This window comes from Leptotrichia hofstadii (assembly GCF_007990525.1).
Taxonomy (GTDB): domain Bacteria; phylum Fusobacteriota; class Fusobacteriia; order Fusobacteriales; family Leptotrichiaceae; genus Leptotrichia; species Leptotrichia hofstadii.
Genome location: NZ_AP019823.1, coordinates 23,311 through 45,208 on the forward strand (window position 1 = coordinate 23,311; position 21,898 = coordinate 45,208).

At 31.4% G+C, this 21,898-nt stretch carries 20 protein-coding genes; 14 read left to right on the forward strand and 6 right to left on the reverse strand.

Annotation, left to right across the window (positions count from 1 at the left end; all coding sequences use genetic code 11):
* Positions 1 to 74: 74 nt before the first annotated feature.
* On the reverse strand, positions 75 to 938 hold the full coding sequence (locus FVE77_RS00085; protein ID WP_026745513.1) for a lysophospholipid acyltransferase family protein: 864 nt from the start codon (positions 936 to 938) through the stop codon (positions 75 to 77).
* Positions 939 to 1,360: 422 nt separating this feature from the next.
* On the opposite strand from FVE77_RS00085, the gene FVE77_RS00090 reads away from it, so the two are divergent.
* From FVE77_RS00090 to spoVG, 14 genes are all read left to right on the forward strand, one after another.
* Complete coding sequence (locus tag FVE77_RS00090) at positions 1,361 to 2,101, forward strand: MBL fold metallo-hydrolase (protein WP_026745512.1); 741 nt, start codon at positions 1,361 to 1,363, stop codon at positions 2,099 to 2,101.
* Positions 2,082 to 3,026: a GNAT family N-acetyltransferase gene (locus tag FVE77_RS00095; RefSeq protein WP_026745511.1), complete on the forward strand. Its 945-nt coding sequence runs from the start codon at positions 2,082 to 2,084 to the stop codon at positions 3,024 to 3,026. The genes FVE77_RS00090 and FVE77_RS00095 overlap by 20 nt, the downstream gene beginning before the upstream one ends.
* A 178-nt stretch (positions 3,027 to 3,204) precedes the next feature.
* Positions 3,205 to 3,981, forward strand: coding sequence for a TraX family protein (locus FVE77_RS00100; protein WP_026745510.1), 777 nt, complete (start codon positions 3,205 to 3,207; stop codon positions 3,979 to 3,981).
* A gap of 228 nt (positions 3,982 to 4,209) precedes the next feature.
* Positions 4,210 to 5,613 (forward strand): MATE family efflux transporter, encoded by a 1,404-nt coding sequence (locus tag FVE77_RS00105; protein ID WP_026745509.1) that lies wholly within the window; start codon positions 4,210 to 4,212, stop codon positions 5,611 to 5,613.
* Positions 5,614 to 6,225: 612 nt separating this feature from the next.
* Complete coding sequence (gene pckA, locus FVE77_RS00110) at positions 6,226 to 7,821, forward strand: phosphoenolpyruvate carboxykinase (ATP) (RefSeq protein ID WP_026745508.1); 1,596 nt, start codon at positions 6,226 to 6,228, stop codon at positions 7,819 to 7,821.
* A gap of 141 nt (positions 7,822 to 7,962) precedes the next feature.
* The gene (locus FVE77_RS00115) at positions 7,963 to 9,354 is read left to right on the forward strand and encodes an oxaloacetate decarboxylase subunit alpha (RefSeq protein ID WP_026745507.1); all 1,392 of its coding nucleotides are present in this window, start codon (positions 7,963 to 7,965) and stop codon (positions 9,352 to 9,354) included.
* Positions 9,355 to 9,418: 64 nt separating this feature from the next.
* The gene (locus FVE77_RS00120; protein WP_026745506.1) at positions 9,419 to 9,685 is read left to right on the forward strand and encodes a hypothetical protein; all 267 of its coding nucleotides are present in this window, start codon (positions 9,419 to 9,421) and stop codon (positions 9,683 to 9,685) included.
* A 57-nt stretch (positions 9,686 to 9,742) separates the two neighbouring features.
* Complete coding sequence (locus tag FVE77_RS00125; RefSeq protein WP_006805414.1) at positions 9,743 to 10,084, forward strand: OadG family protein; 342 nt, start codon at positions 9,743 to 9,745, stop codon at positions 10,082 to 10,084.
* Positions 10,085 to 10,113: 29 nt separating this feature from the next.
* Complete coding sequence (locus FVE77_RS00130) at positions 10,114 to 10,488, forward strand: biotin/lipoyl-containing protein (protein WP_036087591.1); 375 nt, start codon at positions 10,114 to 10,116, stop codon at positions 10,486 to 10,488.
* Between the two features lie 55 nt (positions 10,489 to 10,543).
* Positions 10,544 to 11,662 (forward strand): sodium ion-translocating decarboxylase subunit beta, encoded by a 1,119-nt coding sequence (locus FVE77_RS00135; RefSeq protein ID WP_006805416.1) that lies wholly within the window; start codon positions 10,544 to 10,546, stop codon positions 11,660 to 11,662.
* A 318-nt stretch (positions 11,663 to 11,980) separates the two neighbouring features.
* Positions 11,981 to 12,727, forward strand: coding sequence for a biotin--[acetyl-CoA-carboxylase] ligase (locus FVE77_RS00140; protein WP_036087610.1), 747 nt, complete (start codon positions 11,981 to 11,983; stop codon positions 12,725 to 12,727).
* A gap of 94 nt (positions 12,728 to 12,821) precedes the next feature.
* Positions 12,822 to 13,814, forward strand: coding sequence for a phosphate/phosphite/phosphonate ABC transporter substrate-binding protein (locus FVE77_RS00145; RefSeq protein ID WP_026745503.1), 993 nt, complete (start codon positions 12,822 to 12,824; stop codon positions 13,812 to 13,814).
* Between the two features lie 18 nt (positions 13,815 to 13,832).
* A complete protein-coding gene (locus tag FVE77_RS00150; protein ID WP_006805422.1) occupies positions 13,833 to 14,078 on the forward strand; it encodes an RNA-binding S4 domain-containing protein in 246 nt (81 codons plus the stop codon).
* 245 nt (positions 14,079 to 14,323) lie between these two features.
* Positions 14,324 to 14,608: a septation regulator SpoVG gene (gene spoVG, locus FVE77_RS00155; RefSeq protein WP_026745502.1), complete on the forward strand. Its 285-nt coding sequence runs from the start codon at positions 14,324 to 14,326 to the stop codon at positions 14,606 to 14,608.
* Positions 14,609 to 14,729: 121 nt separating this feature from the next.
* On the opposite strand, the gene FVE77_RS00160 is transcribed toward spoVG, so the two are convergent.
* The 5 genes from FVE77_RS00160 to FVE77_RS00180 all read right to left on the reverse strand — a co-directional run bounded on the left by FVE77_RS00160 (position 14,730) and on the right by FVE77_RS00180 (position 21,885).
* Entirely contained in the window at positions 14,730 to 15,401 is a 672-nt protein-coding gene (locus tag FVE77_RS00160) for a YwaF family protein (protein ID WP_026745501.1), read from the reverse strand.
* A gap of 57 nt (positions 15,402 to 15,458) precedes the next feature.
* A complete protein-coding gene (locus FVE77_RS00165) occupies positions 15,459 to 16,760 on the reverse strand; it encodes an alpha/beta hydrolase-fold protein (protein WP_026745500.1) in 1,302 nt (433 codons plus the stop codon).
* Between the two features lie 159 nt (positions 16,761 to 16,919).
* Positions 16,920 to 20,129, reverse strand: a complete 3,210-nt coding sequence (gene mfd / locus FVE77_RS00170; RefSeq protein WP_026745499.1) for a transcription-repair coupling factor — start codon at positions 20,127 to 20,129, stop codon at positions 16,920 to 16,922.
* A gap of 18 nt (positions 20,130 to 20,147) precedes the next feature.
* Positions 20,148 to 21,182, reverse strand: coding sequence for an RnfABCDGE type electron transport complex subunit D (locus FVE77_RS00175; protein ID WP_026745498.1), 1,035 nt, complete (start codon positions 21,180 to 21,182; stop codon positions 20,148 to 20,150).
* A gap of 94 nt (positions 21,183 to 21,276) precedes the next feature.
* Positions 21,277 to 21,885, reverse strand: coding sequence for a hypothetical protein (locus tag FVE77_RS00180; protein WP_026745497.1), 609 nt, complete (start codon positions 21,883 to 21,885; stop codon positions 21,277 to 21,279).
* Positions 21,886 to 21,898: the final 13 nt, after the last annotated feature.

Consider the following 21,898-nt stretch of genomic DNA (forward strand, 5'->3'; position numbering starts at 1 on the left):
AAATTTATTTTATTTAACAGATTCAGTAAGTTTTTAAAAGATATATTGAAAGTCAAGGACAGGAAAAATAAAAGTTAGATTCCATCCCGCCATCTGTCCTGAAACCAGAACCATTGCTCTGGCAGTTTTAGGATAATTTTTTCGTATTCAGCTAAAATAGATTTCATTATTTCGTGTCTATTTTTGTAATTTTCAGGATAGATAACTTTGTCTATAAAAATGTGGCAAATATTGTTTTCATCAACTTCATTGTGAATAATAACAATTGGAATATTCTCTTTCTTGGAAAAATAGGCAGGAAAGCCTGAATTAGTGGTAGGTAAGCCCAAAAATGTGATTTTATCCCCATCTGGTTTTCGTACGTCACTTAAAAGCACAAAAACGCCCTTTGAATTTTTATTTTTCAAAAAAGATTTGTAATTTTGTTCTGGAAAATAAGTCATGTTATTCTTAAAACGGATTTTATCCATATAAGATTCAATAAATTTGTTTGAGATAATTCTAATAGGAATAAACATTGTGTCGTTTCTCGTTGGAAAAAGGCTGGCGTGAAAAAATCCAAAATGTGAAGTAACAAGAATAATCCGTTCATTTTCACTCTTTAATTTTTCCAGTAATTCAGAATTATATATTTTTGGCGAAAAATTTTCAAAATATTCATAAATCCAGAAGGGCAGTAAAAACGACTTTGCTGTATTTTTATAAGATTTTATCGCAATTTCCTTGATTTTTTTCTTTGAATAATTAAAACTATTTTGTTCATTTAAAATCAAATTTAAGTTACGATACGACAATTTTCTTCCTTTTGGAATGAGATAAAAAAGTAAAACGCCAATAAATTCAGATATTTTTAGCCGAATTTTGGGTGAAAGAAAATTAAAGATTTTTATAAAAATATAAAAAATTGAGAATATTATAAAATCTATAGTTGTTTTCATAAAATGCTCCTTGTAAATATAATCTATTCAATAAATTATACCACAGAAAATAAAAAAAATTAATTTTTTAGTATTGAAATTTATCTTTAGAAGTGATATAATACTTACATATAAAAACCTAACGGTTATAATATGGCAAATTGTGAAAAAAAAGTCTTGTTCATTATTGAATGGGGCTTTTTTTTATGTTATAATTATTTGTCAAGGCTTCACAAACCTTGATGCCATGTTATAAAGTTAGGAGGTGGTCTTAATGATGAACTGGGATTTGACTGTTTTAGCACTTATAATCACTGCTTTTTTATTTTTTAGCAGTCAAAAATAATTAAGTAAAATCCCATTGTTCTTCCCACCTTATACCTGTCAGTTCTATCTATTGGACTGGCAGGTTTTTCATTAAAATATCAAGGAGCTTTCTAAAAATGATAGAAAAAATAAAAATCGGTCTAAATAATTTGTATTTATTTAAAAATAAAAATGATGAATATTTATTGCTGGATACAGGAATAAATGTGAAAAATAAAGAAATTTTGAAAAAACTGATTCAAAAAATTGGAGATGTAAAAAAGATAAAAGTGATAGTTCTAAGCCATTCCCATTCTGATCATGTCGGAAATCTGAAAATGCTCATTGATGAAATTGGAGATGTTAGAGTTATTGCACATAGAAATTCTGAAAACATATTAGAAACAGGAAAAAGTGTTATTCCAAATGGATTTTATCCATTTACAGAAAAGATTTCTAAAAAATTGAAAAGTAAAAAGAATTTTAGTAAAAATATCTTTTCAAAATTGGAGAAAACTGATATGGAAAAAGTGATTTTTATTGATTTTTTACAAAAGGAAAAAATTTTACTTTCAGAATACGGTTTTGGAAATATGGAAATTATTGAAACAAAGGGACATTCAAATGATTCGGTTTCGGTTGCAGTTTTTGATGAAAAAAATAATAAGAAATATTTGTTTTGTGGAGATCTGGTTCAGAATTTGTGTTTTAAGTTTCCCTTAATTCCGTTATTTGGGGAGAATAAGGAAGAATTGACTGAAAGTTGGAAAAAGATTATCCTGAATGGTTATGATAAAATTTTTCCTGCGACTGGGAAAGAAGTTATGGCACGGGATTTAATCAGAAGATTGGGGAAAGATGAAAAAAATAGAATTTAAAATTATTCAAAATAGTGATTATAGCGATGAAATAAGAAACATTCTAGATGAAGAGGAAATGGAATCGCTTGTACAGGTAAAATACGAGAAAGTGCCGAATTTGTTTGAATCATTGCATAAGGATAGCGAAAAAACTCCGATTATCGTGGTAGGAATTGATACTGAAAATGACAATCTTGTTGGTGTTGGGGCTTGTTCTATTTTTAAAAATAATATCGGGTATTTAAATTCATTTAGAATAAAAAAAGAATATAGAAATAAAGTCAATTTTGGCAAGGCTTACAAGATGTTAATAACAGAAGCCAAAAAATGTGGAATAAAAACCGTAATTACGACTATTCTTGAAGAAAATAAAATAGCACAAAGAATCTTGACAAAAAGGCGAAAAAGTATGCCAATTTATGAATTTTATAAAAACATTGTATTTTTTAGCTTGAAAAATGTGAAAAAAGGCGATTTAATAGTAAAGGATGAAGAAATTTTGAACTATGGAAATTTTGAAATTTATCTGAAAAATAAGACAAATAAAAAATACGTAGTGACAGATTACAAAAAAATTTATAAATTTTTGTATAAATTTAGAAAGGTAATAGCTTTTTTTGGATATCCAGAAATACCTGAAATCAATAAAATTTCAAATTTTTTGTATGTGGATTTTGTTTTAAAGGATAAAAATGCAGATGAGAAAAAAAATAAAAATGAATTTATAAAAGCTGTAAAATTTATTCAAAATAAAGGCTATAATTGTGATTTTTTTATGATTGGAAGTTATGAGAACTCGTTTTTGGAAAAAAATTTAGATAAAATGAAGGTTTTTAAGTATAAAAGCAAGATGTATAGAGTTTTTTATGAAGAAATTGAAAATACTGAAATAGATAATAATTTTAAAAGTGAAGATATTGAGATTTCATTTTGGAATTTGTAATATAGTAAAATTATTTTAAAAGCAAATTTAAAAATTGATGCTTATTCAGTTTGGCTTTGAAATGATTTGAGAAAATTTTATATATTTTTAATAATAAAGGTTATTTTATGTATAATGTTATAACTTTTAATAATAAAAGTGTTATAATTTTTCAGAAAAAATATTTAAGGAGAATTTTATGAAAAAGTTGAACACTAATCAATTGAAGTACATTGCTTTATTTTTTATGTTTTTAGATTCAGTATTTTTTGCATTTTTAGGTTTTTTGCCATCCTGGATTCATTTGATTACTAGATTTGTAGCGCCGTTATTTGCATTTTTTACAGTGGAAGGCTTTTATCACACTAGAAATCGTGAAAAATATATGGCAAGACTATGGACAGCGGCAGTTTTGATGCAATTTGGAAATATAATTTCATTTATTATGTTAGGGCAGAGATACCAAATAATTGATAATATTTTTTTAACTCTTGCATTAGGTTTTACAGTGATTTATTTCTTACAAAAAGGGAGAAGAGACAAAAAGGCTATTTACAATATTTTAGGAATATTTCTTTTTCTTTTTATGATAATATTTTCTTTTTTTCCAATTGTGATTGGAACTTATTTTATAGGGCTTGAAGGTGGAGTACAGATCTTATTTACAATGATTAGCTTCTGGGCATTTTATGGAAATAGAAAAAAGCAGGTAATAACATTTTTAATTTTAAATATGCTATATATTTCATTATTCCTGCCACTAAGTCCATCTGAATATCCTAGCTTGGCATTATGGTTTGATGATTTTTGCTACAACAGCGATGGCTTAACATTTTTATTTTTACCGTTTATATTTTTATACAATGGAAAAAAAGGGAGCAAAGCGCCTATTCACAAATGGTTTTTCTATATTTTCTACCCTTTGCAATTCTGGATTTTAAACGTTCTCGCATTTTTTTTGAAAATTAAAGGTTGAAATTAAGTTACAGCAATTCTGGTTCATGCAGTTTTATTGATTTAAGCTTATGCGAGGACAAAGTAAAAAATTTGAAATATAATTTTGCATATAGTATAATGAAATATAAGTGATTTTGAGTAGGGCTAGAGGAATTTTACCATGAAAAATCAGACAAGGCTTGAATAAAGGATTTAAAAATTTCATAGATTTAAGCAAGAGCCGTTAAAATAAAAGAAAGAGGGAAAAATGGAAGAATCAACAAAATTAAAAACAGAACTAAATGACAGAAAAATGAGATTTGGCACAGAATCAATTCCAAAATTGCTAGTTTCACTTGCAGTACCGGCAATTATCGCCAATCTTGTAAACGCGCTTTATAATATTGTGGATCAGATTTTTATTGGACAGAAAATCGGATTTTTGGGAAATGCGGCTACGAATGTGGCTTTTCCGCTTACGACAATTTGCCTTGCGATTGGGCTTATGACTGGAGTTGGAGCCGCAACGAACTTTAATCTGGAATTGGGGAGAAAACGTCCCAAAAGAGCAAAAAGTGTGGCTGGAACGGCAGTAACAATGCTGCTTTTAGGCGGAATGGCCTTGTGTATACTGATTAATATTTTTTTAAGACCGATGTTAACAGCGTTTGGCGCTACAAATCAGATTTTTGACTATGCAATTGAATATACTCAGATTACATCTTTAGGAATACCATTTTTATTGTTTGCGATAGGGGCAAACCCTTTGGTAAGAGCTGATGGAAATGCCTTTTATTCAATGCTTGCGATAGTTGTTGGATCGCTTGTAAACACTATATTAGATCCGTTATTCATGTTTGGGTTTGATATGGGAATGGACGGCGCGGCCTGGGCAACTGTGATTGGGCAGTTTGTGTCGGCAGTTATACTGGCTTTGTATTTTTTCAGGTTTAAAAGCGTAAAATTTGAATTAAGGGATTTTAAGATAAAAATACGGGAAATAGGGATTTTATTTGCATTTGGGACATCGCCTTTTATTTTTCAATGTTCTGCTTTAATTATTCAAATTGTAACAAATAATCTGCTAAAGATATACGGGGCAAAATCCATTTATGGAAGTGAAATTCCAATTGCTGTTGCTGGAATCGTCATGAAAATAAATGTTATATTTATAGCAGTTGTATTGGGATTAACACAGGGGGCACAGCCTATTGCGGGATTTAATTACGGAGCTAAAAAATATGGAAGAGTTTGGGAGATATTGAAATTAACATTAAAAGTGGCATTTGTTATTTCATTAATGGCATTTGCAATATTTCAGCTTTTTCCAGTTCAGATAATTTCCATTTTTGGAAGCGGAAGTGAACTTTACTTTAAATATGGAACAAAATATATGAGAGTATTTTTATTTTTCATATTCCTGAATGGTATTCAAGGTGCAGTTACCATGTTTTTAACATCAATTGGAAGGGCGTTTCAAGGGGCTTTTTTGTCGCTTGTAAGACAAATTATATCACTATTGCCGTTACTTATAATTTTACCGTACTTTATGGGAGTTGATGGAATTATGTTCGCATTTCCAATAGCTGACCTGGTGGCATTTGTTGTATCGGTAATCATTTTGAAAAAGGAAATGAAAAAAATTCCTAAATTGGATGAGTATATTTCATAATTTTGAAAAATTATTTTTTCCTACAGAAATATTGCCCCCCTTTTTTAAAATCTAATTTAAAGTTACGGTTATTTATGCTTAACTAAATTTTACGATAAAAAAGATTTTATTATATTTTATCTTTATAATAAATTTAATCTTTCATAGAATAATCTTTTAATTAAAAGTTTATAAAAATTATTGACTTTTAGGAAAAATGTGGGATAATATTAATGTAGGGAGAAAATAATGTTGAATACAATTTTAGACAATTATATAGCCCAATAATAAAAATATGTATAATTAAATTCAGTATTTATTATATAATTAAAAAAAACATAAGCTATAGATTGTGATTTTTTGATATATTTTCAGATTTATTGAAACTGTTTTAGGAAATATTGGGACAATTTCAATATTACCCAAATAAATTCAAAATTTAAATATTTAAAATTAATATTATTTTGTATTTCCCTACTGCAATAGTAGGGATTTTTGTATAATGATACTGCAGTAAAACCGATTTAAATTTAAACTCAAAATGTTATCATTTTATCTTAAATTAATTCAGAGTTTAACATTGAAGAGGATTCAAGCATATATTATAATTTTCTGGAATATGGAGGAAGCAATATGAAAAAACTGACAAAGGATCTTGAGAAATTAGGAATTGTAAATGTAGCAAAAATCTACAGAAACCTGGCACCTTCTGAACTTATTGAGCATGCGCTAAGCCGTAAGGAAGGAACATTGTCTGAAACAGGAGCTTTAGTTGTAACGACAGGGAAATATACAGGGCGTTCGCCTAAGGATAAATATATTGTAGACACACCAGGCGTTCATGAAAAAATTGCCTGGGGAAATGTGAACAGGCCTATTGAAAAAGAAAAATTTGACTCTATTTATAGCAAACTGATTGCATATCTGCAAAATCGTGAAATATTTGTATTTGATGGAATGGCAGGAGCTGATCCTGCATGCAGAAAAAAATTCAGGATAATAAACGAACGTGCCAGTCAAAATTTATTTATCCATCAGCTTTTAATTCGTCCAACAGAAGAAGAGCTAAAGGATTATGGGCATTCTGACTTTACAATAATTGCGGCTCCAGGCTTTAAATGCAGTGCTAAAATTGATGGAATAAACTCTTCAGCCGCGATAATTATAGATTATGAAGCAAAAGTTGGAATTATTTGCGGAACAGAATATTCAGGAGAAATTAAAAAAAGCGTATTTTCAATAATGAACTTTATAATGCCTGAAATTGATGTGCTGCCTATGCACTGTTCTGCCAATATGGATCCAAGAACCGGTCAAACCGCTGTATTTTTTGGACTTTCGGGAACAGGGAAAACTACTCTTTCAACAGATCCTAATCGTAAGTTAATTGGAGATGATGAACACGGATGGTCTGATCACAGCATTTTCAACTTTGAGGGAGGATGCTATGCAAAATGTATAAACCTTGATCCGGAGCATGAGCCTGATATTTACAATGCGATAAAATTTGGCAGCCTTGTGGAAAATGTTGTAATGAATCCTAAAACACGTGAATTTGACTTTTATGACAAGAGCTTGACAGAAAATACGAGAGTAGGTTATCCAATTAATCATATAAAAAATGCCCAAATTCCAGGGATTGGAGGAATTCCAAGCGTTGTAATATTTCTGACGGCAGATGCATTTGGAGTTTTACCGCCTGTGTCAAGACTTTCAAAAGATGCGGCAATTTATCATTTTGTAACAGGATTTACTTCTAAGCTTGCTGGAACGGAACGTGGAATTACAGAGCCGCAGCCTACATTCTCAACTTGCTTTGGAGAACCGTTTATGCCATTAGATCCATTAGTTTATGCAGAAATGCTAGGTAAAAAAATAGAACTTCACAGCACAAAAGTATTTTTAATAAATACAGGGTGGTCTGGAGGACCTTACGGTGTTGGAAACCGTATGAACTTAAAATACACAAGGGCAATGGTAACAGCGGCATTAAACGGTGAACTGGATGAAGTGGAATACAGGCACGATGATATTTTCAATTTGGAAATTCCGCAATATTGTCCAAATGTCCCAAGTGAACTTTTAAATCCAGTAGATACGTGGGCAAACAAGGAAGCTTATGGAGCGGCTGCAAGAAAGCTGGCAAAAATGTTCAGGGAAAATTTTGCCACAAAATATCCGAATATGCCAGAACATATTGTAAATGCAGGACCGTCACGTTTTGAATAAATGCAGCAATAGACAGTTCAGTAACGTTCAAACGACTAATATTAATTATTTGATTTTCAGTCAAATTTCAAAAGTTTGCGTATATGCTTAACTGTCTGTTTTATAACAATTTTTAAATGTTTACTAAAATATGGAGGTTTTATGGGAAAGGTAAAAATAATGGAAACATCGTTAAGGGATGGACATCAGTCACTTATGGCAACAAGAATGACTACTGCCGAAATGCTTCCAATAATAGAAACTATGGATAAAGTCGGATATTACGCAATGGAAGTCTGGGGTGGAGCAACTTATGATGCGGCAATCAGATTTTTGCATGAAGATCCGTGGGAAAGATTAAGAGAAATCAGAAAAAGAGCTAAAAATACAAAGCTTCAGATGCTGCTAAGAGGACAAAACTTGCTTGGTTATCGGCATTATGCAGATGATATTGTGGACAGGTTCGTTGAGCTTTCGATAAAAAATGGAATTGATATTATTAGGACATTTGATGCTTTGAATGACACAAGAAATATAAGGCAGGCATCAGAAAGCGCAAAAAAATATGGAGGACATAGCCAGCTTGCCATCTGTTACACAATTAGCCCTGTTCATACGATAGAATACTATAAGAAGCTGGCTTTGGAAATGCAGAGCATGGGGGCGGATTCTATAGCCATAAAGGATATGTCGGGAATTTTGCTTCCAAATGTGGCTTATGAGCTTGTAAGTGAACTGAAGGGGATTTTAAATATACCACTTGAACTGCATACTCATGCAACGGCGGGACTGGCTGGAATGAGTACCTTAAAAGCGATTGAAGCTGGAGTGGATATTGTAGATACGGCAATTTCGCCTTTTGGAAGCGGAACTTCACAGCCACCTACAGAATCGCTTGTTAGAACCTTGCAAGGCTCAAAATATGATACAGGGTTAAATCTTGAACTTTTAAAGGAAGTCGCAGAGTATTTTAAACCTATAAGAAAAAAATATATTGATAATGGAACAATGAATCCTAAGGCTCTTGCTGTAGAGCCAAGCATTGTAGAATATCAGCTTCCTGGCGGAATGCTCTCTAACCTTTTGTCACAGCTGAAGGCGCAAGGAGCGGAAGACAAATATGAAGACGTGCTTCGTGAAATTCCAAAAGTCCGAAAAGATCTAGGCTATCCGCCTTTAGTAACGCCGATGAGCCAGATGGTTGGAACGCAGTCAGTCTTTAATGTCTTGACAGGGCAGAGGTACAAGATGATTCCAAAGGAAATTAAAGATTATGTAAAAGGAATGTATGGGAAATCGCCTGTAAAAATTTCGGATGAAATTAAGGCGGTTATAATTGGAAATGATGAAATATTTACTGGAAGGCCTGCCGATTTGCTGCAAAACGAATACGACACAATGAAGAACGAAATTGGGAGTCTGGCAAAATCTGATGAAGATGTTCTAACTTACGCATGCTTTCCACAGATTGCAAAAGATTACCTGAAAGAAAAGTACGAGGAAAAAAAATTAGAAGAGAAAATCAGTATTCAGAATATTGATGTCGTTTTTTAAAAGTTTTTAGAAATAAAAATTGAATGATAATAAGGCTAGGCAGTTTAAAAAGAGAGGTGAAAAAATGAACTTAGATATAGATTACTTCAAGACAAAATTAAAAGAAATAACGGAATGGTATGAAAATACGAGATGGAATAACAAAACATTGCTTGAAAAAATATCAGAGCTTGATATGGAAATAAATAAGACGCGTGATGCGGAAAATCTTATAGATTGGGATAAATTAAGCCATATAGAAGAAAAAATTGTAAGTGATATGGTTCATTTGAGAAATAAAATGAAACTCTCGCAAAAGGAAAGATTTGATAGTTACTACAGAATAAAATGACACATAGAAACTGTTTAAATTTAACAATTCAAAAAATTTGAAAGGAATAATTAAAATATGAAAAGTATTTTATTTGGAAGTTCAGCCGTAACTTTTGCAGATGCTATTTATATTACTATTGTCAGTATGATGGTTGTATTTTTCATATTATTTCTGATTTCATTTGTATTGTCATTTTTCAAATACTTCACAAATTATGAGGTAAAGAATGAGGATATTCAAAATAAAGAAATAAAAGACAATAAAATTTTGGAAAAATCAGACAAGAAACAAAAATTTAATATGGAAAAAATAAAAGATGAAACTATGCTGGCGGCAATGATGGCGGCTTTGATTGAAGCGGCTGGAGATAATAAGGACAGCCGTATAAGAATAAAAAATATTAGGGAAATAAAATAACATTTGAAATACAAAGGAGTACATAAAACATGATTAAACTGTATAAAATTAGAATTGGAGAAAAAGTTTATGAAGTGGAAGTGGAAAATGTTTCAGAAAAAGAAGGGACTATTGAAACTTCAGCCAGTTCAGACAGCAAGCAAGAAGCAGGCAAGAATGAAAATCCACCTTTACAAAAGGAAACAGAAGGAAAAGAAACAATAAAAGCTCCCATGCAAGGACTTATAGTGGATGTGAAGGTAAAAGCCGGACAAAAGGTAAAGACTGGAGATGAAATTGTGATTCTGGAAGCTATGAAAATGGAAAATCCGATTGTAGCTCCTTGCGATGGGACTGTAAGCGAGATTAGAGTGATAAAGGGCGATACAGTAAATACTGATGATATTTTAGCAGTATTATCCTAAAATACAAAAATTTAATAGAATTACAAAAAACCTCAAGGAAAGGAATGGTTTTCAAATGGAACTACTAAAAATTCTTTACGGAACAACAGGATTATCAATGATAACTATAAAACAGATTATTATGATAATAATAGCTTTAACTTTATTGTATCTGGCAATAAAAAAACAATATGAACCATATTTACTGCTTCCAATTTCTTTTGGAATGCTGCTGGCAAACCTGCCTGCTGTTGCAAATGAAGGACTTATGGAAAAAGGCGGACTTTTGTATTATCTTTATCAAGGAGTAAAATTAGGTATTTATCCACCGTTGATATTTTTAGCAATTGGAGCAAGTACAGACTTTGGACCGCTTATTGCAAATCCAAAAAGTTTATTGCTGGGAGCTGCTGCGCAATTTGGAATTTTTGTAACATTTATAGGAGCTATTTTACTTGGATTTACAGGAAAAGAAGCTGGCTCAATTGGAATTATCGGAGGAGCTGACGGGCCAACAGCAATTTATACCACAACCAAATTAGCTCCACACTTACTAGGTTCAATCGCTATTGCGGCCTATTCCTATATGGCTTTGGTTCCTGTTATTCAGCCACCAATTATAAAACTTTTGACAACAAAAAAGGAAAGAATGGTAGAAATGACACAACTAAGATTTGTAAGCCAACGTGAAAAAATTATTTTCCCAATAGCAGTAACAATTATTGTGATTCTTTTAGTTCCATCATCAGCACCGTTAATTGGAATGTTAATGCTTGGAAATCTTATAAAGGAAGCTGGAATTGTCTCAAATTTAGTTGAACATGTACGAGGGGCGCTGCTTTACTGTATTACTATAGTATTGGGAATGACAGTTGGAGCAACAGCCAATGCAGAAACTTTTTTAAGTTTTAAGACAATAAATATTATTATTTTAGGGCTAATCGCATTTTCATTTGGAACAGTTGGTGGTGTAATATTTGGAAAAATAATGTATAAATTCACAAACGGAAAAGTAAATCCAATGATTGGATCAGCAGGAGTCTCTGCAGTACCAATGGCAGCAAGGGTTGTACAAAAACTTGGACAAGAAGAAAATCCCAAAAATTTTCTGTTAATGCATGCCATGGGACCAAATATCGCTGGAGTAATTGGATCAGCAGTTGCTGCAGGAGTTCTTTTAATAATATTCAGATAAAAAATTGCTCTCATTAATCTAAAATTTTATACTTAGTGAGAGTGATTTTTTATGTGTCCTTTTAAATAACAAATTTTAATTATTAAGACAAACCTTTACTGCAAGATAAGGTTTTGCGGCAATGAACAATCCTGCGAAAAAACATAGTAATATGAAAAAATATTTATTAATCAAGATATATAAAAGATAATAAAAAACAAATTAGTTGAAAGATTATGAATTAGCTATCAAATAATCCTATTATAAAAATTTATTTCTATTTTTAAATGGAGTTTAGTATAAATGGGAAATAGTATTAGAATAAATTTAGGAGAAAAAATGAAAGAAAATATAAATCTATATAAATTTGATGAACTTGATTCGACAAATGACTATTTACGAAGGAATCACAAAAGTTATGAAGAATTTGATGTTATTTCTGCTAGAGTTCAGACGCATGGAAAGGCACGCAGGCAGAATGACTGGATTTCGATGGATGGGATGGCACTTTTTAGTTTCTTTTTAAAGGAAAGGGATAACTGGGAAATTGAGGATTATTTGAAATTGCCTTTAATTGCTGGACTTGCAGTTATAAAGGGACTTAGAAAAATTGAAAATTTAGAATATAAATTCAAATGGACTAATGATGTTTATGTGGAAAATATGAAATTATGTGGCATTCTAATGGAAAAAACCGAAGATGTTTATATTACGGGAATTGGGATAAATATAAATAATATGTTGCCAGAAAACTTGAAAAGCAAAGCTATCTCATTGACTCAAATAAAAAATAAAAAATATGAACTTGACGAAGTTATAAAGAATATCGTTTCAGAATTTCAAACATTGTGCGAAACTTTAGAAAATGGATTCTGGAAGGATATTTTAAAGGAAATTAATCAGATAAATTATTTGAAAGGTAAAAAAATTGAATTAAAACTTGGAAATGAAGTTATTTCAGGAGTTGCTCAGAATATTGATGAAAATGGGGAGCTTCAGATTTTGATGGAAAAAACAGATAATCGAAATCCTGAAATTAGGAGTTTTTCAGTTGGGGAAGTTTTTGAAAAGATAGTTTATTATTAGAATAAATTATTAAACTTATTTTTATAGAGAATTGACTATGCAAATAACAAATGCTATAATAAGGCAGATCTATTTATACTATTTAGGAGGTATTATGAGAAAAAATATTTTAAGAAGTTTGTTATTGCTGGCAATTTTGTTATTTGCAGTTAGTTGTGGTAAAAAGAATGATACAATTAAAATTGTGTTTTTACCTAATGAAACTAATGATTCGTTGAAAAAGTCAAGAGAAGAATTTGCACGGGTTGTACAAGAAGCGACTGGGAAAAAGGTTGAGATTGTTACAACCACAGATTACAATATTACGGTTGAAAATATTATTTCTGGTCAATCGCAAATTGCTTATATTGGGGCTGAGGCATATTTGAATGCTAGACAGAGAACGAAAGATATTGAGGCGGTGCTTACAAATGCTGGAGAAAGTGGAACGTTGGAAGATGCCCGTTATTACAGCTTTATTGCAGTTAGAGCAGAAGATGCTAATCAATACCGTTCTGGAGATGGATTTGACTTGAAGAAGTTAAAAGGCAAGTCTATAGGATTTGTTACAAACAGCTCTACATCAGGATTTAAAATACCTGCTAATTACATTGTAAAAGAGTTTGGGCTAAAAAATACAGATGAAGTGCTTGGAAATAAAGTATTTTCAAAAGTTATGTTTGGAAATTCACATCCAGGAGCACAAGTTTTATTATTTAAAGGAGATGTTGATGTTGCGACATTTGCTATTCCAAAATCATTTACAATTTATGAGCTGACTGCTGGAAAAGACTTTAATTCAGGAGCTACATATAAAGTGAAAAAAGGAGCAGTTGCACCATTTGGAGATTATGCTGGAAAAAGCTTTACAGTTATAAAATCAATACCTGTTTACAATGGGCCAATCGTATTTAATACAAAAACTTTAGCAAAAGAAGATCAGGAAAAAATCAAAAAGGCGCTTTTAGCTAAATCAACAACTGACAATCCACACATTTTCAGTGATAAGAAAAGTAAAATAAGAGGACTTTTCTTAAAAGAAAACCCAAATGTTGGATTTGTGGAAACAAATACAGCTTGGTATGAAGGAATGAAAGATATAAAATAATAAAAATCGAGGAAAAAAATGCGTTTAGATAAATTTTTAAAAGTAACAAGAATTATAAAAAGAAGAACAGTAGCAAAGGAACTGGCTGACAATGGGAATATCGTTGTAAACGGAGATATAAAAAAATCTTCATACGATGTGAAAAAAGGCGATATTTTTGAAATAAAGTATTTTAACAAGAACATAAAGGTAAAAGTGCTGGATCTGCCGCCTGAAAGTCTAAAAAAGGAATTTATTGATGAATATATCCAAATAATTGACTAATTATTTTTCTTGTTTGTAATAAAATAATAGTAATTTTTACATTAAATATTAAACTTAAAGATTTTAACTATTTTGCTTAAATTAAAAAAATTTTATTGTCCAAAAGTTTGATTATAAATTAACTTTACAGGCTACATAAAAATACAGTAAATATTGTATTTTTATTGAGGTTTTCACTTGTTTTTTTTAACAAATGAGGTATAATTATAATGGAAGATATAAATTACAAAACAAGGAGAAGACTTATGAAAGTTACTGATATTCGTATTAGAATTGGAAAACAAACGGAAAACAATGAAAGATTACGGGCGTATGCTGACATCACATTTGATGAAAGTTTTGTCATTCATGGATTAAAGATAATTGAAGGTCAAAATGGGCTTTTTGTAGCAATGCCTTCGAGAAGAATGCCGAATGGAGAATTTAAGGATATTGTTCATCCTATAAAACCTGAATTAAGAGCCGAAATAACACAAGTTATTTTAGAAAAATTTGAAGAGGAAAGTGCGGCTCAAACTGAAACAGAATAAAAAATTGAAAAAATTAAAAGTACACCTAAAAATACTAAAATATATATACATTAATACTAATATCAGTGGTGTACTTTTTTCTTGTCTATTTATTTTTCAAATTAACATTTCTATAGCAATTTTATCTTTTATTTCTTTGCATAACTGGCAAATACAGCAAAAATTGTAAAAATATCATTGTAAGAATAAGAACAATATCATATAGCCAAATTGGATTTATAAACTTTACTTGTGGGATAATGTGGCTTTTTAAAAACATTGCATTTATCTCTTTAAATATCCAGTTATAAATGAACGCGTAAAGGAATATTAAAAGCAGTGTAATTACTGACTGAAAAAATCCTTTTTTTGTTGGCTTGTCATTTAGATATGTATAGCCAAAAAAAGCTGTAAAAACAATAAGTGCGTGCATTATCATAAAAAGATAAACATAATAATTATCGTGGTAGTATATTATTCCTGGTAAAATTAATGCCAATACTGGTCCAAAAGTCAAATAATATACGGCATTATACAAAAATTTTGTTTTAAAAATCAAATATAGACCTGCAAAAATTGCCGCAAAATTACAAAGATGTACAGGTGTTACATTAGTTATCGGCTCGTTTTGATACATTAACCTGTAAATCGAGTCGATGAATTTAAATATTAATAAAAAATATCCTAAAAAAGTTGAGTACTTATTTATATCCAAATTTTTGAAAAATTTAGGAATGTAAAATAAAATTATACAAAATAAAATAGACACAATAAAAGTTTCTATATGAATAGGACTAAAATAACTAAAAGTCAATATCTTCTCCTTTCCTGTCTTTTAAATTTTCATTTATTTAAAATTTTTTAATGCTGTTCACTGTTTTGTTTGAGAAAACATCCAGTCCTTGATACCAGGGATGCTATATGCTATTTTCCATGTTCCTGAATGTTCAGAGCCTGGATTAGCATCTTTTGGCAAGTATGGATTTGTCCCTTTTTCCAAAGTTGTGTATTTTATGTTTGTTTTTTGAGCGGCAAGTCTTCTTGTGCTTTCTAGAAACTGCCCTTCTCCATAATCACCCTTCCATGCTTCTCTTGTCACAGTTCCTCCCATTTTTATAAGTTCACTTGTGATAGCATTCATTCCCGGATAAGCTTTTGCATCTCCAGTAGAAACTAGGATCCATAGGTTATTTTTTGCCATTGGCGCGACTTCCTTGTCATCCCATTGGCATGCAACTAGATACGAAGCGGCAAACAAATCAGGGTACTTGGAATTCATGACAATTGCCATCATTCCTCCCATTGACTGTCCGGTAGCGTAAATTCTCTTGGTATCAATGCTGTATTTGGAAGGAAGATATTCTCTTACTAAATTGACAGTCGCTTCCAGATCGCTTGTAATGTCGCCGTTATCATCAACAACTTGTCTTGAATATTGGGGAGCTAGCACGAATGCCTCATGTCTTGACTGTTCTTCGGGCGTTGCAAATGAAACTGCTCCATTTCCTTGCAGAAGCGTAGTTTTCGTATCTTCGCTTAAAACACTCATGTCGTGCATAAACAGTACAAGTGGATATTTTTTATTTCTGTCATAATTTTTTGGAATATACAGGTTGTATTTGACACTTGTCCCAGTTCTTGGATCTTTAAACACAAACTGCTTGAAATTTTCTACAACTAAATTTTTTGTCTTGTTATTTTCAAGTATTGCAATGCTTTTTTCCATTTTTTTTCCGTTTGTAAATAAGATGTCTTCCTTCTGTGTTATTTTGGAAGTTACCTTTTTCATCTGAAAACCTATTTCAGATCCACCTTCCACACGCAAAGAGGCTTCCTTGTCTTTTGGGTTTAATTCGATGATTACATATTTTCCATCCTTGACAATATTTGTTTTTTCAGGCTGGGTATTTGAATAAACTTTTTCCACAGTTCTGCCTGGTACGGCAAAAGTATCTCGTGAAAGCTGTGAATTTACTACCTTGTCATTAAATTCTATGATAATATGTGTAATCTGCTGTCCATTTCCAAAGACTTCAGTTACAGATGTTACATTTCTTATCCCTTTTGGATATTTTATTTTTTCTGTTTTTAATGTAGTGGTAGTTTCTGCCAAAACAATTCCAGTTGAGAACAGCATACCAAATATTGCCCAAAATAATACTATTTTTTTCATATCCACTTTCTCCTTTTCAATTTTTGATTTACATAAATTCCTTTATAAATTTTACCACAATTTTTATATATTTCAAAATTTTAAAATAAAATCTATTTCCATTAAAGTAAAAGATTTTTTTAAAATTAATTTCCATGTATAAATATGCTGTCAATAAATTTATTTCACAATAGTCAACAAATCTGTTTTTTTAACTTTCATTACAACAAGATTATCAACTGTATCCTCCTCTTTATTTTTCCCTTTCGGACTTACTGCATCAATAGTTTTTACAACTTTCTTCATTTCAATTCTTTCATTTAATTCATTTTGCTCTGCTCGTGCATTTTCCAAAAAGTACAGTTCAAAATGATTTTTTATTTCAAAAATTCTCTGAATTTTATATTTTTCAGCAAATAATTTTAATTTAATGCTTAAAATAAATTTTTTCATCTGCTCTGGAATTTTTCCAAACCTATCTCTAATTTCATCAAGCAAATCAGTTAATTCACTATCTGTTTCCAGCATTGCAAAACGTTTATAGATATTTAGCCTTTCATCTTTTTCAATATATGTTTCAGGAATGAAGCCTCTTTCATCCAGAATAATTTCTACATTTTCAATTTTTTTGACAAACTCACCCTTTTGCTTACGAATTTCCTCATTTAGCATTTTTATGTATAAATCATATCCAAAAGTTTCTATCGTTCCGTGCTGCTTATCTCCCAAAATTTCCCCAGCACCACGTATTTTCAAGTCTTCCATCGAAATTTGAAAACCTCCTGATTTTATCCCTTCCACTTTTAGCATGCTTTCTTCCTTTTGGCGTCCCTGCTTTGTAATATTTCTCGTTTTTAATAAATAACAGTAACCTTGCCTGTTGCTACGCCCTACACGGCCTTTCAGCTGATACACCTGGGATAATCCTAGACCAGTAAAGTTTTCAATCAAAATGGTATTGGCATTTCCCACATCAATTCCATTTTCAATAATTGTTGAAGCAATCAGAATGTCAAACTGCCCATTTTCAAAACGCAATAACTTATCCTTAATTTCCTTTGGCGGAAGCTGTCCATTTATAAATTCGATTTTTACAAAATCTGGAAGCATTTCCTTCAGTTCCTTCAATTTTTCCTTCATATTTTTTACATCATTATAAATATAGAAAACTTGCCCATCACGTGACAGTTCACGCAGTATTGCCATTTTTATTGTTTCCTCATCCCAATCGAGAATTTCTGTTATAATAGGAAGCCTGTTTGTTGGAGGTGTGTCAATTATGGAAATCTCTCGGATTCCAAGCATCGCAAGGTTTAATGTACGTGGAATTGGAGTCGCAGTTAATGTCAGCACATCCAGCTTTTCCCTTTGAGATTTTAACTTTTCCTTAGCCTTAACGCCAAATTTTTGCTCCTCATCAATAATTAAAAGCCCTAAATTCTTAAACTGCACGTCATCACTTAGAAGCCTGTGAGTTCCAATAACTAAGTCAATAATTCCACTTTTCAGATTTTTTAAAATGTCCTTTGATTTACTTTTCGTAAGCCGTGATAAATTTTCAATTGTAATCGGATAATTTTCAAATCTTCTTTTAAATCGCTCAAAATGCTGTTCTGCAAGTACCGTAGTTGGAGCTACCATAACAACCTGCTTCCCGTTGTCAATCGCTTTGAATGCCGCTCTCATCGCGACTTCCGTTTTCCCATATCCAACATCTCCACACACAATTCTGTCCATTATTTGTGGACTTTCCATATCCTTTTTCACATCATTTATGGCATTTCTCTGATCTTCCGTTTCTTCAAATGGAAAATTCGCCTCAAATTCCTCCTGCCACACAGTATCCTTCTGATACACAAAACCATTCTGGCTTTGCCGTCGTGCCTGTATTTTGATAAGTTCCGCTGCAAATTTCTGAATATCTTCTTCGAGCTTTTTTCTTTTTCGCTTAAATCCACGTGTTCCAAGCCTGAATAACTGCGGTTCCGTATCATTTGACACATATTTTTCAAGTCTGTCCAGCTTTTCCACAGGAATATACAAAATATCCTCATCAGCATATTTGATTTTCAAATAATCCCGCTCTTCCATTGTCTGAATTCCTTTATAAATTCCAACACCATATTGAACGTGGATTACATAGTCACCTTCGATTATCTGATTGACTTTTTTATATTTTATAGCTTTTGCTGTTTTTTTCTTTCGCTCGTAAATATATCCGTCAAGCTCCCTGTCTGTAAGCACAATAAAATTATTTTTTCTATTTTTAGTATCTAGATTTTCTGAACTGTCATTAAAGATAAATCCTTCAAACAGCTCATATTTTTCAATTTCCAGATTGTTTTCTTTTTCAGTCAGAATTTGTCCAAATTCAGCCATTTTCTTCTCATAGTTATTCGTAAAAATATAAATATCTTCAATTTTTGACAATTTTTCAAGCCTATTTTTATCCCTGAAAGTCTCAATCTGTTCCTGCGAGAAATTTTTAGTCTGCACAAAAATACTTTTTTTCTTCAGATTTTCATATCTTTTTCGATAAATTTCCTCACGGCTTCTGTCAAGCAAAATAAACTCTTCCATTTTATAGTCCAGCAATTCCTCATTTTCAACAACAATCGTTACGTCTTCTGCCCTTAATTCATCAATAAGCTCTATCAATTCATAATTATTTCCAGAAAGCAAATTTCCAAAAACTTTTATTTCTTCCATCTTTTCCACAGAAATCTGGCTATCAATATCAAAAATCCTTATACTTTCCAGCTCATCTCCAAAAAACTCCATTCTAACAGGATTTTCCAAATCTGGCGGAAAAATATCAAGAATATCCCCACGTCTGCTGTACTGCCCCTTTTTCTCAATCAAATATGAATTTTCATACCCATTTTCCACAAGAAATTCCACAATTTTCGTAAAACTATATTCTTTTCCAATCTCAAAGGAAAAAAACTTAACTTTTTCAAAAAAAATATCCAAAGTAATCTGTAAATTCACAAATAAAACAAATTTTTCCTTATTTTTTAAAATATCTAGCAGTCTTATATTTATTCCTGTTATATCTTCCTTATTTTGTGAGATGTTTTCAAAAATATCAATTATTTTTTTATCTTCCAGTTTATTTTTACTTTCTTTAATATTTTTTTTGTCAGTTTTAAATTTTTCCGTTAAAATATTCTTTTGTTTTTCTGATGTTTCATAATAATTTTCAAGCATTGCATGATAATTTTCCAAATTTCTGTTGGATGTGGAAATATAAATTATCTTTTTCTTTTCCGAACATAATAAAAACCACGGAATTGCACCGCGGTAAAAATTATTTTCAGATTGTAAAATATCTATTTTCTTATCTTTTAATTTTTCTATTTTATTTAAAAAACTTAAATTAAAGTTCATAAAAAGCCTTCCCTATTTTTATCTGTTGTTGTACAATCGCCATATTCCATAAACTACATAAATGTAAACAATATATGGCACGAATCCAAAAGTATGCAAATACGAAACAGCAAATACAAGTATCACAATAATGATTGCAAAACCAATTCCCTGTATTATTTCAGCAAATGAAACTGATTCGACACCAAATACATTTGGCCTGAATATTGTGTTTATTGGTCTTGTAAAAAGGTTTAAAATTAATACTGAATATATAATTGATTCTGTATTAATTCCTAAGAACCAGAATATTATTGTAGAAAGTCCAGCTAAAAATCCAAAAAATACTTTTCCAAGTCCATGTCTAGGGGTAGTAAAGCTATCTGTTAATACAAAAATTCCCATAAAAATAATTTCTCCAAGAGTAGTAACTACATTGATATTGTAAGCCGCTGCAATATAGTATCCGAAGAAAATGGTAACAAAGAATGATACTGGTATATGCCATGTTATCTTTGTTCTAAGGATTAAATATATTGCCCCTATAACCATGGCAACTATTGAAAGCTCTCCGATAATTCCTCTGTCTACTATAATAAATGAAGTTAGGCCAGTTATATTCTGTCCTGAAATTTTCATCACTTGTGAATTAGTCCACGCTTGTGAATTTGGAGCCAGAACAGCTGGAAAAAATGTTAATACAAATAATTTCCCTAATATTACTGGATTAAAAATCTTTTTATCTGTTCCCCTGTATACAGCTTTTCCAAATAATGTTGCCATTCCTCCTGCAAATGCCGCCACATAAAGCGGTGTAAACGGAGCAAGGACAAGCCCTGTCAAAGCTCCTATTGTAATTCCTGAAAGATCCTTTAATGTTCCTTTGTTTTTCTGTATTATCAATGAAAATATTACGTCTATAGCTTCCGAAGCCCCTACTGCTGATAAAATTACTAGAAGTGGCGTTGTTTCATAGATGAAGAATGCCACAAGCAGCATAGGGAGCAGAGATACCAAAATATCTATATTTGCCTTGGTTATATTTTCCTGTAATTCCTTTTTCTTTCTAAACATACTAAAATTTCACTGCCTTTCTTTTATAATTTGATTTTTTGCTTAACCCCAGTAAATACAAAAAGTTGCTAGATAAACCTCTGATATAGCTGTCCTACTCTGGCGAGCTTGAATCTCCGCCACCTGATGACGAACCTCCTGAACTGCTTCCACCACTGCTTCCGCTTCCAGATCCGCTGCTGCTTCCTCCAGTTGATTTTGGAGATGAATCCTGTGATTTAACTTTTGACGGTTTTTCCTGTGGAGCCGCTTCTGTAGACGGATCGCTGTTTTTCAGACGGCTATGCTTAGGTGCTTTAGATAAGCCGTTATTGTTTCTTCTGTTTCTTTTGTTGGATTTTTTCCCATTAAGTCCATTTTCATTTGCTGCGCTTGGATTTTGTGCATTTGGATTAGCATCTGCTACAGGCTGCTGTGGTACGACCTGCTGTTGAGGAGTGTTTGGTGCAGGCTGTTGAGGCTGTGCCGTATTTACTGCTGCGGCAGGTTGCTGCTGTGCAGGCTGCTGTTTTGAATCATCCTTCTTGGTATTATTTTTTGCCGTATTATCATCTTTTTTAACTTCTTTTATTTTGTCACCGACTTTTTTAGTTTCATCTCCCAGCTGTTTCAATATATTTTTTGGATTTTTTGAGTCCTGGCTTCCAAATGCCACTAATACAACTGACATTAGGAACAAAATGACACTTTTTATTTGCTTCATATCTCTTCTCCTA

Bases quoted from the DNA above. Each gene is read 5' to 3' on its own strand.
- FVE77_RS00085 (WP_026745513.1), bottom strand. From the start codon at position 938: ATGAAAACAACTATAGATTTTATAATATTCTCAATTTTTTATATTTTT.
- FVE77_RS00090 (WP_026745512.1), top strand. From the start codon at position 1,361: ATGATAGAAAAAATAAAAATCGGTCTAAATAATTTGTATTTATTTAAA.
- FVE77_RS00095 (WP_026745511.1), top strand. From the start codon at position 2,082: ATGAAAAAAATAGAATTTAAAATTATTCAAAATAGTGATTATAGCGAT.
- FVE77_RS00100 (WP_026745510.1), top strand. From the start codon at position 3,205: ATGAAAAAGTTGAACACTAATCAATTGAAGTACATTGCTTTATTTTTT.
- FVE77_RS00105 (WP_026745509.1), top strand. From the start codon at position 4,210: ATGGAAGAATCAACAAAATTAAAAACAGAACTAAATGACAGAAAAATG.
- pckA (WP_026745508.1), top strand. From the start codon at position 6,226: ATGAAAAAACTGACAAAGGATCTTGAGAAATTAGGAATTGTAAATGTA.
- FVE77_RS00115 (WP_026745507.1), top strand. From the start codon at position 7,963: ATGGGAAAGGTAAAAATAATGGAAACATCGTTAAGGGATGGACATCAG.
- FVE77_RS00120 (WP_026745506.1), top strand. From the start codon at position 9,419: ATGAACTTAGATATAGATTACTTCAAGACAAAATTAAAAGAAATAACG.
- FVE77_RS00125 (WP_006805414.1), top strand. From the start codon at position 9,743: ATGAAAAGTATTTTATTTGGAAGTTCAGCCGTAACTTTTGCAGATGCT.
- FVE77_RS00130 (WP_036087591.1), top strand. From the start codon at position 10,114: ATGATTAAACTGTATAAAATTAGAATTGGAGAAAAAGTTTATGAAGTG.
- FVE77_RS00135 (WP_006805416.1), top strand. From the start codon at position 10,544: ATGGAACTACTAAAAATTCTTTACGGAACAACAGGATTATCAATGATA.
- FVE77_RS00140 (WP_036087610.1), top strand. From the start codon at position 11,981: ATGAAAGAAAATATAAATCTATATAAATTTGATGAACTTGATTCGACA.
- FVE77_RS00145 (WP_026745503.1), top strand. From the start codon at position 12,822: ATGAGAAAAAATATTTTAAGAAGTTTGTTATTGCTGGCAATTTTGTTA.
- FVE77_RS00150 (WP_006805422.1), top strand. From the start codon at position 13,833: ATGCGTTTAGATAAATTTTTAAAAGTAACAAGAATTATAAAAAGAAGA.
- spoVG (WP_026745502.1), top strand. From the start codon at position 14,324: ATGAAAGTTACTGATATTCGTATTAGAATTGGAAAACAAACGGAAAAC.
- FVE77_RS00165 (WP_026745500.1), bottom strand. From the start codon at position 16,760: ATGAAAAAAATAGTATTATTTTGGGCAATATTTGGTATGCTGTTCTCA.
- mfd (WP_026745499.1), bottom strand. From the start codon at position 20,129: ATGAACTTTAATTTAAGTTTTTTAAATAAAATAGAAAAATTAAAAGAT.
- FVE77_RS00175 (WP_026745498.1), bottom strand. From the start codon at position 21,182: ATGTTTAGAAAGAAAAAGGAATTACAGGAAAATATAACCAAGGCAAAT.
- FVE77_RS00180 (WP_026745497.1), bottom strand. From the start codon at position 21,885: ATGAAGCAAATAAAAAGTGTCATTTTGTTCCTAATGTCAGTTGTATTA.